The 13,000-nt window shown below is 64.3% G+C and carries 10 protein-coding genes and 1 pseudogene; 8 read left to right on the forward strand and 3 right to left on the reverse strand.

Features of this window, described 5'->3' with window-relative positions; genetic code table 11:
* Position 1 precedes the first annotated feature (1 nt).
* Genes BN2475_RS01015 through BN2475_RS01025 form a run of 3 tightly spaced genes read left to right on the forward strand, consistent with a single transcriptional unit; the run spans position 2 to position 2,906 of the window.
* Entirely contained in the window at positions 2–1,300 is a 1,299-nt protein-coding gene (locus BN2475_RS01015; protein ID WP_245841116.1) for a vWA domain-containing protein, read from the forward strand.
* On the forward strand, positions 1,291–1,911 hold the full coding sequence (locus BN2475_RS01020; protein WP_094777724.1) for an SRPBCC family protein: 621 nt from the start codon (positions 1,291–1,293) through the stop codon (positions 1,909–1,911). The genes BN2475_RS01015 and BN2475_RS01020 overlap by 10 nt, the downstream gene beginning before the upstream one ends.
* Entirely contained in the window at positions 1,884–2,906 is a 1,023-nt protein-coding gene (locus BN2475_RS01025) for an XdhC family protein (protein WP_094777725.1), read from the forward strand. Before BN2475_RS01020 ends, BN2475_RS01025 begins: the two co-directional genes overlap by 28 nt.
* A 136-nt stretch (positions 2,907–3,042) precedes the next feature.
* Here BN2475_RS01025 and BN2475_RS01030 read toward each other — a convergent pair whose 3' ends face one another.
* The 3 genes from BN2475_RS01030 to BN2475_RS01040 all read right to left on the reverse strand — a co-directional run bounded on the left by BN2475_RS01030 (position 3,043) and on the right by BN2475_RS01040 (position 5,617).
* The gene (locus tag BN2475_RS01030) at positions 3,043–3,783 is read right to left on the reverse strand and encodes a PepSY-associated TM helix domain-containing protein (protein ID WP_094777726.1); all 741 of its coding nucleotides are present in this window, start codon (positions 3,781–3,783) and stop codon (positions 3,043–3,045) included.
* 500 nt (positions 3,784–4,283) lie between these two features.
* Complete coding sequence (locus BN2475_RS01035) at positions 4,284–5,312, reverse strand: serine/threonine protein kinase (protein ID WP_094777727.1); 1,029 nt, start codon at positions 5,310–5,312, stop codon at positions 4,284–4,286.
* Positions 5,313–5,404: 92 nt separating this feature from the next.
* Positions 5,405–5,617, reverse strand: a complete 213-nt coding sequence (locus BN2475_RS01040; protein ID WP_094777728.1) for a hypothetical protein — start codon at positions 5,615–5,617, stop codon at positions 5,405–5,407.
* A 407-nt stretch (positions 5,618–6,024) separates the two neighbouring features.
* Here BN2475_RS01040 and BN2475_RS01045 point away from each other — a divergent pair, with 407 nt between their 5' ends.
* The 5 genes and pseudogenes from BN2475_RS01045 to BN2475_RS01065 all read left to right on the forward strand — a co-directional run bounded on the left by BN2475_RS01045 (position 6,025) and on the right by BN2475_RS01065 (position 12,996).
* Complete coding sequence (locus BN2475_RS01045; RefSeq protein WP_094777729.1) at positions 6,025–9,207, forward strand: efflux RND transporter permease subunit; 3,183 nt, start codon at positions 6,025–6,027, stop codon at positions 9,205–9,207.
* 88 nt (positions 9,208–9,295) lie between these two features.
* A complete protein-coding gene (locus BN2475_RS01050; protein WP_094777730.1) occupies positions 9,296–10,660 on the forward strand; it encodes an efflux RND transporter periplasmic adaptor subunit in 1,365 nt (454 codons plus the stop codon).
* A complete protein-coding gene (locus tag BN2475_RS01055) occupies positions 10,657–12,207 on the forward strand; it encodes an efflux transporter outer membrane subunit (RefSeq protein WP_094777731.1) in 1,551 nt (516 codons plus the stop codon). Before BN2475_RS01050 ends, BN2475_RS01055 begins: the two co-directional genes overlap by 4 nt.
* Positions 12,208–12,297: 90 nt before the next feature.
* Positions 12,298–12,531 (forward strand): annotated as a pseudogene (locus tag BN2475_RS01060) (MFS transporter); the annotation flags it as partial.
* A gap of 279 nt (positions 12,532–12,810) precedes the next feature.
* The gene (locus tag BN2475_RS01065) at positions 12,811–12,996 is read left to right on the forward strand and encodes a hypothetical protein (protein ID WP_094777732.1); all 186 of its coding nucleotides are present in this window, start codon (positions 12,811–12,813) and stop codon (positions 12,994–12,996) included.
* Positions 12,997–13,000: the final 4 nt, after the last annotated feature.

The raw sequence follows: 13,000 nt of genomic DNA on the forward strand, positions 1-13,000 counted from the left end.
CATGCCGAACCAAACCGACACGGGCGATCGCGACGCCGTGGGCCTAGGTTCTCACGCAAGCTCGCCCGCCGCGCCGCTCGACAACACTGCCACGCTCGCCCGCAATGTCGTCCACTTCGTGCGCGTGCTGCGCGGCGCAGGCTTGCCGATGTCGCCGGCACAAGCGGTCGACGCGCTCGCCGCGCTGCACTGGATCGATCTGGGCCGCCGCGACGACGTCCGCTCCGCGCTCGCCGCCCTGCTGGTATCCGCGCCCGACGAACGCGATCTGTTCAACGCCGCGTTCGAGCTGTTCTGGCGCGACCCCGATTGGGAAGGCAAGCTGCGCGCGCTGCTGCTGCCGAAAGTTCGCGAAGGACTGCCACCGCCCAAACGTAACAACCGTCTCGCCGATGCGCTAGCCGTCCGCGTGCCGCCATCGTCGCCTGGCCGCGCACCGCAGGAGACCGAACGGCATGAACTGCACGCGCACGTCACCTTCAGCGCCGAAGAGCGGCTGCGTCATCGCGATTTCGACACGTTATCCGCTGACGAATGGCGCACGCTGCGTCATCTGATCCGCGGCCAGCGGCTGCCGCTCGCCACCGAGCCGACGCGCCGCCTGAAGGCCGCGTCGCACGGCACGCATGCGGACTTGCGCGCGAGCGCGCGGCACGCGGTGCGCGCGGGTGGCGACTGGACAGTGTGGAAGTATCGCGCGGTGGTCGAGCGCAAGCCGCCGCTCGTATTGCTGCTCGACATCTCCGGCTCGATGAGCAACTACTCGCGTGCGGTGCTGTATTTCTGCCACGCGCTGCTGCAGTCGCGCGAACGCCTGCAGGTGTTCCTGTTCGGCACCCGGCTCACCAATGCGACGCGCGCGTTGCGCGAGCGCGACCCCGACGTGGCGATCGCGACGCTCGCCGATCAGGTGGTCGATTGGTCGGGCGGCACGCGCATCGGCGCGGCGCTCGCCGAATTCAACCGCCGCTGGGCACGACGCGTGCTGACCGGCAGGGCAACCGTGCTGCTTGTCACCGACGGCCTCGATCATGAAGCGATCGACGTGCTCGACACCGAGATGGCACGCCTGCGCCGCTTCGCGCATCGCATCGTCTGGCTCAATCCGCTGCTGCGTTTCAGCGGCTTTTCTCCGAAGGCGCGTGGCGTGCAGGCGATCCTGCCGTATGTCGACGCGCATCGTCCGGTTCATAATCTAGACAGTCTGGCAGCGTTCGGCCGCGCGCTCGTGCAACTCACGCGTGCGCCTCGTCCTACCTTCGCGTCCAAGACAACCGCGGGAGCAACCTCATGGAATTGACCGAAACCCAAATGCTGCCGCTTGCGCAGCAACGCACGTGGGATGCGCTGAACGACACCGACGTTCTGCGCGCCTGCATCCCGGGCTGCGAAAGCATCGAACCGGATGGCGAACATGCGTATCTGGTCGTGCTGAGCGCGGCAGTCGGGCCGGTCAAGGCGCGCTTCAAGGGCCGCCTGCAACAGACTGACATCGACGCGCCGAACTCGTACAACGTCGTGTTCGAAGGTCAAGGCGGCGCGGCGGGTTTCGCCAAGGGCAGCGCGCGTGTCACGCTCGAGCCGGACGGCGACACCGCGACGAAGCTGACCTACACGGCGAGCGCGCAAGTCGGCGGCAAGCTTGCGCAAATCGGTTCGCGGCTGATCGATGGCGCGGCACGCAAAATCGCCGGCGAATTCTTCAAGCGTTTCGGCGCACAGGTCGCTGGAGTCGGTGAGGGTGAGGGTGAGGGCGACGGCGAGGGCGCGACGACTGCGGACGATGATGAAGCGGCCGCCACCGAAGCCGCGCCGCCGAACACGGAATCGACTGACGCCGCGGACGCCGAGTCCGGCGGCGACGCACCGAAGAGGAAGAAATCATGGAAAGCGTGGATCTCGAAGTTCTGAAGTCCAGCGCACGCTGGCTGAACGAAGGACATCGCGCGCTACTGGTGACGGTGGTGAAGACGTGGGGTTCGTCGCCGCGGCCCGAGGGCGCGATGCTCGCGGTGCGCGACGACGGGCTTGTGGTCGGCTCGGTATCGGGCGGTTGCATCGAGGACGATCTGATCGACCGTGTGCGGCAAAAAGGTATCGAGCAGACGCGTCCCGAAGCGGTGAAGTACGGCATCACGGCGGAGGAGGCGCATCGCTTCGGTCTGCCTTGCGGCGGGACGATCCAGCTGGTGCTCGAGCCGTTGACGCCGCAAAGCGGCATTGCCGAGCTATGCCGCGCGGTGGAAGACGGTCGTCTCGTGGCCCGGGAAGTCGACATGATCACGGGTGCGGTGCGGCTCGACAACGCGCAGGCAACCGACGGCGTGCATTTCGACGGTGAACGTCTGTTGACGATCCACGGGCCGCGCTATCGGATGCTGGTGATCGGCGCGGGGCAGTTGTCGCGCTATCTGTGCAACATTGCGGTGGGGCTCGATTATCAGGTGACGGTGTGTGATCCGCGCGAAGAGTACACCGAGGAGTGGGACGTCCCGGGCACGAAGGTCGTGCGCACGATGCCGGACGACACCGTGATCGACATGAAGCTCGACGAGCGCTGCGCGGTGATCGCGCTGACGCACGATCCGAAGCTCGACGATCTCGCGCTGATGGAAGCGCTGAAAACGCCGGCGTTTTATGTCGGCGCGTTGGGGTCGCGAAGGAACAACCACGCGCGGCGCGAGCGGTTGAAAGAGTTCGATCTGAACGACGCGGAACTGGCCCGTTTGCATGGGCCGGTTGGTATTTATATCGGCAGCCGGACGCCGCCTGAGATCGCCGTCTCTATTCTTGCCGAGGTGACGGCGGCCAAGAACGGCGTCTCGCTGCCGACGTTGCTTCAGGTTGAAGGCGCGAAGGCGGCACGGGAGATTGCCGCGTCCGGCGGCACGGAGTGTAGCGTTTGACGCAGGGGCGGCATGCGTAGCGCGTGTTGCGTGTTGCGTGTTGCGTGTTGCGTGTTGCGTGTTGCGTGTTGCGTGTTGCGTGTTGCGTGTTGCGCATGGCTACTTGCTGGCGTGCGCCGTTGCTGTCAATCACCGCTTACATCAACCCGCAAACCACGGCTGCGATCACCGATCCGCCCACCAGCACGACGCCCACGAGGCGGCGCTTGTTGAGTTCGGTCCACAGCAGGACACCGGTCAGCGAAAGCAGGATGATGCTGCCGGCAATCGTGTCGATCAATAGCACCCAGCCGACGCCCAAGCCCACGCCCTTGTGCAGATTGCTCATGGTCGCGAGAAACGAGTTGTGCGTGCGTTTCACCGCGACGAAACCGTTGCCAACCCAGTATTCCGCTTGCACGCTCTGAGTGGGTCCCATGATGCCGACCTGCCAGAACTCCGGCTGTATCGTGCTGCGATCGCCCCATGCCACCGGATGCGCCGGCTCGCGCCTGACGCGCCCCGGCTTGCCGTCGATTTGCAACTCGCTTTTGAGCCAATTCGCCATCTCCGTCGGCGAATGCAGCGGCTTCTGCGGCACCGGAATCTGCATTTCCTCGACGTGCGGCTCGCCCGTCGACACCTTCAGCGGACCGCCACGATGGTTCAGAAGGAAGCCGGTCAAGCCGAACATCAGGCCAAGTACCGCGCCCCACAAGCCGACCCAGCCATGCACCTTGCGCAGCCACTTGATGAAACTCGCGCGTCGCGAACGCTGGCGGCGCGCCGCCTGCTCGGCGTCGTTCATCGGGTGATGACCGCGCTGCGGCGTGTGAACCGCGTAGGGCGTGCCGCCATCGGCAGCGGGTTTCAGTTCGAACGAATCGGGGGCGTTCACATCCAGACTCCAGGCGCAGCGGGTTAGTCCGTCGCCGGCTCGCGGCGACAATGCGCGCTCATCTGGCAGCGGTGAAGAAAGTATCGGAAGGAAGGAGTCGAACGACGCGGCTTGCGGTCCCGATCGTCCGGCTGAGAGGCTGGTTGGCAGTCACAGAGGAGGAGGAATGTGACAAACGGCTGGCGATGCCCTTCAATTGAGAATGGCTATCATTACACATTTGGCGCTTTGGCTCAATCCTCAATACGCAGCAGCTGATCAAGGTCAAGCCGGATCGCTCGCGAGCTTCACGGATTGGTTGGAAGATGCAACGCAGGCGGGACCGCTTCGTCGATTTGCAGTCGCAATGCACCGTTCGAACCTCTCGGCAATGTGGTCATGTTGATGCCCGACAGCGCGACATGTGCGTCGCGCGTGACATTCGCGACGAAGCCGCGCCGCCACCGTCAAAGGCAAGGCAAAGGCAAGGCAAAGCAAAGGCGAAGACAAAGCCAAATGGCTCAGACCGGCCAGAGCGGTCCTTCCTGCATCGCGCCGATCTGTTCACGCATCTCGAGGATGCGCTCTTCCCAGTAGCGCTGCGTGTTGAACCACGGAAACGCCGCCGGAAAGGCCGGGTCGTTCCAGCGGCGCGCGAGCCACGCCTGGTAGTGAATCAACCGCAGCGTGCGCAGCGCTTCGATCAGATACAGCTCGCGCGGTTCGAACTCGCAGAAGTCCTCGTAGCCGGCGAGCAGATCGGTCAACGCTCGCGACGCCTCGGCACGCTCGCCCGGCAGCAACAGCCACAAATCCTGCACGGCGGGACCCATGCGGCTGTCGTCGAAGTCGACGAAATGCGGACCCGCGTCGGTCCACAACACATTGCTCGGATGGCAGTCGCCATGCATGCGCAGCATGCGGATGTCGCCGGCACGCTCGAACGCGCGCTCGACGCCTTCGAGCGCCAGGTTCACCACGGTTTCCCACGCGGTGCGCAGATCATCGGGCACGAACCGGTGAGCGAGCAGAAAGTCGCGCGGCTCGTAGCCGAAGGTGTGGATGTCGAGCGTGGGACGTTCGGTGTAGTTCTGCGTCTGCCCGACCGCATGAATCCGGCCGATGAAACGCCCAAGCCATTCGAGCGTATCGCGCCGGTCCAGGTCCGGCGCGCGGCCGCCGCGACGCTCGAAGATCGAGAAGCGGAAACCGTCGAAGCGATGCAGCGTGCGGCCCTCCAACACGCGTGCGGGCACCGCCGGAATCTCGCGTGCGGCGAGATCGGCAACGAATGCATGTTCTTCGAGAATCGCCGTGTCGCTCCAACGCTCGGGACGATAGAACTTCGCGACCACAGGCGGACCGTCTTCGACGCCCACCTGATACACGCGATTTTCGTAGCTGTTGAGTGGCAGCATGCGGCCGTCGGTGCGCACGCCAATCGTGCTGAGCACACTATCGAGCGCGTCGAGCACGATTTCCGGCTTGAGCCGGGCGAAAGGCACGGCGCTGTGCGCGCCGTCCTGAGGGTCGAGAGTGTCGTCGTTCATGCCCGCATTGTGCGCTGTGCTGCCGTCAAAGACGAGGGCAACGGCTCACGACACGGATTACAACCTGCACACGCTTGCAACGCAAAACGCTTTCAATGCATTTGCGCGCCCGACGGTCGAACCATCTCGCCGGTATCGATCAGGTCTTCCAGGAAAAAAGGCTCAGTGTTCAGCTGCAGCGAAGCGCCGGGCTCACCGGCATACCACGCCACCATGGCCATGTCGCCGAGAATACGCATGACGATTCCGCGCGCACCTTGCGGCACGGCGATATGCACCGACCGGACAATGGAACCGATTTGCATGATATTTCCCCGTTTCTCCCATAGCCGGCTTTATGATTTCATGCCGGTCAAGGTGATGATAAAAGCGCCGCTTCGCCACCAACGTTGCGTACGCACCCAATCTGCTGCGTGTGATACGCGAAAGAGCTTCGAGTGATTGTTCCCGTTTTACGGGGCTTTGGAAAGCGCGAACAGAAAGCGGTTCAACCGTCGTTTCGCCCTATTCCAATTACGGTGCGCGCGACCGATGATCTGGCGTAAAGCGTCGTAACGAGACCATCATAAACCCTGCTGGGGGGAGATATCAAAAACGTGCACAGTCTTGACGATTCACTCTATAAGAGCGGCGCACGCCGCGCCCATCATGCTCGCGACGTCGACCCCGCGCGCAGTGTCGACGTCGATGGTTTTTATCAGCCGCGCTAATCATGTGGATCGTTCGTCTCGCGCTGCGGCGCCCCTATACGTTCGTCGTGCTGGCCCTGCTCCTGCTGATCGTCGGGCCGCTGACCATCCTGCGCACGCCGACCGATATCTTCCCGAACATCGACATTCCGGTGCTCTCGGTGATCTGGTCGTACAACGGCCTGCCCGCCGACGAGATGGAAAAGCGCATCGTGCTCAACTACGAGCGCGGGCTGTCGGTGGCGGTCAACGATATCGAGCACACCGAATCGACGTCGCTGAACGGCATCGCGGTCATCAAGATCTTTTTTCAGCCGAACGCGAACATCGACGAGGCCCTCGCCGAGGTCACCGCGCTGTCGCAAGCGCAATTGCGCTCGCTGCCGCCTGGCATCACGCCACCATTTATCCTGCGCTACAACGCGTCGACCGTGCCGATCCTGCGGCTCTCGCTTTCGTCCGCGTCACTGACCGAGCAGGAGCTGTACGACTTCGGCAACAACTTCCTGAAGACGCAGCTCGCCACCGTGCCGGGTGCGTCCGCGCCACTTCCCTATGGCGGCAAGCAACGGCAGATCATGGTCGATATCGATTCGCGCAAGCTGCAGGAGCGCAATCTTTCGCCGCTCGACGTGGTCAACGCCGTCAGTGCGCAAAATCTGATTCTGCCTTCGGGCACCGCGAAAATCGGCTCGACTGAATACTCGGTGGAAATGAACGGCAGCCCGGATTCGCTGGCCGGCCTGAACAACATCCCGATCCGCACGACGGCCAACGGCACCGTGTACATCCGCGATGTCGCCCATGTGCGCGACGGCTTCCAGCCGCAGACCAATATCGTGCGCGTGAACGGCCAGCGCGCGTCGCTGCTCACCATCAACAAGAGCGGCAACGCGTCCACGCTCGATATCGTCGACCGCATCAAGAAGATGATGCCGACGCTGCGCAATCTCGTACCCCCGTCGCTCAATATCGATCCCGTGGCGGATCAGTCGCTGTTCGTGCGCGCCTCGGTGCAAGGCGTGCTGCGCGAAGCGCTGATCGCCGCGTGCCTGACCGGTCTGATGATTCTGCTGTTCCTCGGCAATTGGCGCGCGACGCTGATCATCGCCGTGTCGATTCCGCTGTCGATGATCACGTCGATCATCGCGCTGTCGGCTCTCGGTCAAACAATCAACATCATGACGCTCGGCGGGCTCGCGCTCGCGGTCGGTATTCTGGTGGACGATGCGACGGTGGCGATCGAAAACATCAGCCATCAACTGGAACAGGGCAAGACGCTCGAACAGGCGATTCTCGATGGCGCGCATCAGATCGCCGTGCCAACGCTGGTATCGACCTTGTCGATCTGTATCGTGTTCGTGCCGATGTTCCTCCTGACGGGCGTCGCGCACTATCTGTTCATCCCGCTCGCCGAGGCGGTGGTGTTCGCGATGCTCGCCTCGTATTTCTTCTCGCGCACGCTCGTGCCGACGCTCGCCAAATACCTGCTGCGTTATCACCACAAACCGGCGGACCTGCATCACGCACCGGCGCAAACGCGTAACCCGTTCATGCGTGTGCACTACGCTTTCGAGCGCGGTTTTGCGCGTCTGCGCGCGCGCTATCGCGTGTTCCTCGAAGCGCGCGTCGCGCGGCCGGGTCTTTTCGTCACGCTGTTTCTGATCTGCTGTGGCGCGTCGATGGTGCTGCTGCCGTTCATTGGCCGCGACTTTTTCCCGGCGGTCGATGCAGGCACGATCGCGCTGCATCTACGCGCGAAAACCGGCATGCGTGTCGAGGAAACGGCGGTGGTGACCGATCGCGTCGACATGCGGATTCGCCAGTTGATACCGGCGGGCGAACTGCATTCGATCATCGACAATATCGGCTTGCCGGTGTCGGGCATCAACCTCTCTTACAGCAATACCGGCACGATCGGCACCTCGGATGCCGACGTGCTGATCACGCTGAATCCCGATCATCATCCGACCGCCGACTACGTGCGCACGCTACGGCGCACGCTCACCGACGAATTCCCAGGCGTGCAGTTCGCATTCCTGCCCGCGGACATCGTCAGTCAAACGCTCAACTTCGGCATGCCGGCGCCGATCGACATCCAGATCGTCGGCCGCGAGGTGGACGGCAATCGCGCGTTCGCCGCGAAGTTGCTGAGCCGTCTGCGCAGCGTGCCAGGTCTGGTCGATGCACGCATCCAGCAGCCCGCGGACTTGCCGCGTATCTTCATCGACGTGGACCGCACGCGTGCGCAGCAAGCCGGCTTCTCGCAGCGCGATATCGCAAGCAATCTGCTGATCACGCTGTCCGGCAGCCAGCAAACCACGCCGACGTTCTGGCTCAATCCGCACAACGGCGTCAGCTACAACGTGATTACGGAAGCGCCGCAATACACGATCGATTCGCTGCAGTCGCTCGCGAACATTCCGCTGAATGCAAACGGCCGCAGCAATATCCTCGGCTCGCTCGCCAGCATGAAACGCGAAGCCGGCAACGCGGTGCTCACGCACTACAACGCGCAGACCACCATCGACATATTCGGCACCGCCGATGGCCGCGATCTCGGCGGCGTCTCCGACGACATCCGCCAGATCATCGACGACGCCCGTGCCGATCTGCCCAGGAGCTCGACCCTCGAAGTCCGCGGCCAGGTGCGGACCATGAACGAGTCGTTCTCGGGTCTGTTCGCCGGTCTCGTGTTCGCGATCGTGCTGGTGTATCTGTTGATCGTGGTGAATTTCCAGTCGTGGCTCGATCCGTTCATCATCATCACGGCGCTGCCTGGCGCGCTCGCGGGCATCGTGTGGATGCTGTTTCTCACGCACACCACGCTGTCGATTCCGGCGCTGACGGGCGCCATCATGTGTATCGGCATCGCCACCGCCAACTCGATTCTCGTGATCAGCTTTGCGCGCGAACAATTGCTCGAGCATGGCGACGCGACGCGTGCGGCGGTCGATGCGGGCTTCACGCGGTTTCGTCCGGTGCTGATGACGGCACTCGCCATGGTGATCGGCATGGTGCCGATGGCGATCGGTCTCGGCGAAGGCGGCGAGCAGAATGCGCCGCTCGGACGCGCGGTGATCGGCGGCCTGGCGGTCGGCACGCTGGCGACGCTGATCTTCGTGCCGGTGGTGTTCTCGATGATCTACCGGCGACTCGCGGCGCGACGTCAGCGCGCGGCCGAGCATGTGGTCGGCAAGCCATGAAGCGAATGGCGACACGGATAATGAGCAACCCGGCGCACGACACAAGAGGCAGCGTCGACTGCCCACGCATTTTCACAGGGGAAGTTTGATGGAGTCACAACGTCCAGACGGTTCCGGCACCACGCCCGCGCCCGCCAAGGCAAAGCGCGCGCGCTGGCTCGGCGTCGCGGCGGCCGTGGTGGTCATCGCGCTCGCGGCGCAAGGCATCTGGTCGCGCCACGCTGCGCATGCAGCGCTCGAACGCGATGCCGAACATGCCGGCCAGATTAGCGTCGAAGTCGTGCGGCCGCAGAAGTCGTCAGCTGGATTCGATCTCGTGCTGCCCGGCAACGTTCAGGCGTTTCTCGATACGCCGATCTACGCGCGCACCAACGGCTACCTGAAAAAGTGGTACGCCGACATCGGTGCGCGCGTGAAGAACGGCCAGTTGCTCGCGGAAATCGACACGCCGGAAGTGGACGATCAACTGCGCGCCGCCCGCGCGGATCTCGCCAACGCCGAAGCCAACTATGCGCTGGCGAAAAGCACCGCCGATCGCTGGACCGAGATGCTGAAGAGCAAATCGGTTTCGAAGCAGGAGACTGACGAAAAGGTCGGCGACATGCTCGCGAAGAAGGCCACGCTCGACGCGGCGCACTTCAACGTCGCACGCCTGGAAAAAACGCAGTCGTTCCAGAAGGTCTACGCGCCGTTCGATGGCACGGTGACCGCGCGCAACGTCGATGTCGGTGCGCTGATCGATGCGGGCAGCGCTGGAGGGCCCGCGAAGGAGCTGTTCCATGTCGCGCAGGCGGATCGGCTGCGCGTGTATGTGAACGTGCCGCAGGCGTACGCTCAGCAAGTGCGCGCACAGCAGACGGCGTTTCTGACGCTGACCGAGACGCCGTCCAGACATTATCCGGGCACGGTGGCGCGCACGGCGGGCGCTGTCGATGCGCAACAACGGACGATGCTGGTCGAAGTCGATGTCGACAATCGCAACGGCGAGTTGCTGCCGGGCGCGTATGCCCAGGTGCATTTCGTGCTGGGCGCGGGCGCGGCGCCGTTCACGCTGCCCGGCAACACCTTGCTGTTCCGGCCGGATGGCGTGAAGATCGCGACGGTCGATGCACAGCATAAGGTGAAGTTGCTGGCGGTGTCGCTGGGCACGGACTTCGGCACGCGCGTCGCGATCGCGTCCGGCATGCGTGGCGACGAGCAGGTGATCCTGAATCCGCAGGACTCGATCGTCGATGGCGCACCGGTGCGGATCGTACCGCGCCAGGGGGAGCGGGCGGCGGGCAGCGAGGGTTCCACTGGCGCGTCTGGCGCGGCAGGCAGTGGCACAGATGCAGCGAGTGCTGCTGGTTCCGCTGCAAGCGGTGCAGGATCGGCGAGCGAGTCCGGCGCGGCGGCGACGAGCGCATCGGCAGCGCATGCCGACGTTTTGCCGTCCGCGAGGACGTCATCATGAGTACGCCGGTTTTGCGACGCGCCGTCGTCCAGCAACCCACGCGCCGCTGCGTTCGCGTCGCCGCACGCACTTCGGCGCTCGCCTCGGCATTCGCGCTGACGCTGGCCTGCACACTCACCGCGTGCACACTCGGTCCCGACTACGTGAGGCCGCCCACGACCACCGCGGCGACCTACAAGGAACTCGAAGGCAGCGGCTGGAAGCCCGCGCAACCCGCCGACGCGCTCACGCGCGGCGCCTGGTGGCATATCTACGCGGACCCATCGCTAGATGCACTCGAACAGCAGGTCGTCGCCGCCAACCAGAACGTGCAAGCCGCCGAAGCACGCTTTCGCGCCGCCCGCGCAACCGTCGCGCAATATCGTTCGGCCTTCTTCCCGGTGGTCAGCGCCAGCGCGAACTTTTCGCGCACGCGGACCTCGGAGAACGTGCTGCACAAATCGACGGCCGGCCTCACGCTGAACGATTACCTCGTGCAAGCCGATGCATCGTGGGAACCGGACTTATGGGGCCGTGTGTCACGCAGCGTCGAAGGTGCGAAAGCCGAGGCGCAGGCCAGCGCCGCCGACGCACAGGCCGCGCTGCTGTCGATGCAAGCCGAACTCGCAACCGACTACTTCGAATTGCGTGGCATCGATCAGGAGCGCCAACTTCTCGACGACACGCTCAAGGCCTATCAGGAAGCGCTGGATCTGACGCAGCACCGCTACGCCGGCGGCATTGCCACCGACGCCGATGTCGCGCAGGCGCAAACGCAGCTGAAAACCACCCAGGCGCAGGCGCTCGACCTCGGCGTGCAGCGCGCGCAACTCGAACACGCGATCGCGATCCTCATCGGCCAGACGCCTTCCGCCTTCTCGCTGCCGGTGGCGCCGCTCGTCGCCGTGCCGGTGGTGGCGCAAGCGGGTGTGCCGTCCGCCCTGCTCGAACGACGGCCCGACATCGCGTCAGCGGAACGGCAGGTCGCCGCGATGAACGCGCAGATCGGCGTAGCGACTGCGGCGTTTTTCCCGAACCTGATTCTGTCGGTGACGGGCGGACTCGAAGCGACCAACTACAGTCAGTGGCTACTGGCGCCGAGCCGGCTGTGGTCGCTCGGACCGACGCTCGCGGGTACGCTGCTCGACTTCGGCGCACGCGCGTCCGTCAAGGAACAGGCTCGCGCGCACTATGACGAAAGCGTCGCGCAATACCGGCAGACGGTACTGAACGCATTCGGCCAGGTGGAGGACAATCTCGCCGCACTGCGCGTGCTGGAACAGGAAGCCATCGCCCAGGACGACGCGGTGGCGGCCGCGCAGCGTTCGCTGGCGGTGGTGTCGGACCGGTACAAAAACGGCGCGATCACCTATCTCGACGTGGTCGTGGCGCAAACGACGGCACTCACCAACGAACGCAACGCGGTGGCGATCGCGCGCCGCCGGATGGCCGCGAGCGTCGCGCTGGTCAAGGCGCTCGGCGGCGGTTGGGACGCATCGGCGTTGCCGACCGACGAACAGATCGTGCATCCGTCGGCGCCTGCGAGCGATGCGGCGGCGCATGGCTAGCCCACGTTTTCGACGCAATGAAAGCGGTGCGGAGCGCCGCGTGCTGTGCGTGCTGTGCGCTCGCATCGCCGTGGCGTTCCATCGCGCCGCGTGGCGCTCGGCGGCGTGCCCGCCGTCACGATGGCTTACCTCGCCGAACAAGTGCATCCCGACGGGCTCGGGCTCGCGATGAGCCTCTATGTCGACGGCACCGCGATCGGCGGGATGGCGGGACGCGTGATTTCCGGCGTCGTCGCGGATCTGTTTTCGTGGCGCATGGCGATCGGCACGATCGACCTGCTAAACCTTCTGTCGATGCTCGCGTTCCGTGCGCTGCCGCCGCCGTGCCAGCGCGTGACCCGCAACCCAACGCGCATTGGACAAGGCCCAAAAGTAAGGCCAGCGTAATCAAACGCTGCTTTTTTTCGCTCTGCCTGTTGCGCTGCGTCAATCGCGCCGAGCCTTGCGGCGGCTGGGTTCAGCAGCTTGCGAAAAGCCGCTGCGGCGTCGCTGGGCGTTGTTACGTTGATCTAACCGTCTCCTATACTCGAATTGAGCGTGGCCGGTTCATGAGCTCGGGCATCGAGCCGGCGCCTTCGCCAGCCATTACATAAGGAGACGAATATGACGACCTACTTCACGATCGGCGATTTCATCCTGGTCATTCCGATGGCGCTCGCCGGTGCTCTGTTCGTCGGTGCGCTTCCCTGCAAGACGGAACTGCGGCACAACGCGCTGCGCGTGCTGGGCGCGCTGATCGGCGTGATCTGTGCGGTCGCGCTCGTTGAAGGTTTGCCGGCGCTGGTGTAGCGCA

It is taken from the genome of Paraburkholderia ribeironis (assembly GCF_900019265.1).
Lineage (GTDB): Bacteria > Pseudomonadota > Gammaproteobacteria > Burkholderiales > Burkholderiaceae > Paraburkholderia > Paraburkholderia ribeironis.

Excerpts from the sequence above, each read along its gene's own strand:
- BN2475_RS01015 (WP_245841116.1), top strand. The coding sequence starts at position 2 with ATGCCGAACCAAACCGACACGGGCGATCGCGACGCCGTGGGCCTAGGT.
- BN2475_RS01020 (WP_094777724.1), top strand. The coding sequence starts at position 1,291 with ATGGAATTGACCGAAACCCAAATGCTGCCGCTTGCGCAGCAACGCACG.
- BN2475_RS01065 (WP_094777732.1), top strand. The coding sequence starts at position 12,811 with ATGACGACCTACTTCACGATCGGCGATTTCATCCTGGTCATTCCGATG.
- BN2475_RS01035 (WP_094777727.1), bottom strand. The coding sequence starts at position 5,312 with ATGAACGACGACACTCTCGACCCTCAGGACGGCGCGCACAGCGCCGTG.
- BN2475_RS01040 (WP_094777728.1), bottom strand. The coding sequence starts at position 5,617 with ATGCAAATCGGTTCCATTGTCCGGTCGGTGCATATCGCCGTGCCGCAA.
- BN2475_RS01025 (WP_094777725.1), top strand. The coding sequence starts at position 1,884 with ATGGAAAGCGTGGATCTCGAAGTTCTGAAGTCCAGCGCACGCTGGCTG.
- BN2475_RS01050 (WP_094777730.1), top strand. The coding sequence starts at position 9,296 with ATGGAGTCACAACGTCCAGACGGTTCCGGCACCACGCCCGCGCCCGCC.
- BN2475_RS01045 (WP_094777729.1), top strand. The coding sequence starts at position 6,025 with ATGTGGATCGTTCGTCTCGCGCTGCGGCGCCCCTATACGTTCGTCGTG.
- BN2475_RS01055 (WP_094777731.1), top strand. The coding sequence starts at position 10,657 with ATGAGTACGCCGGTTTTGCGACGCGCCGTCGTCCAGCAACCCACGCGC.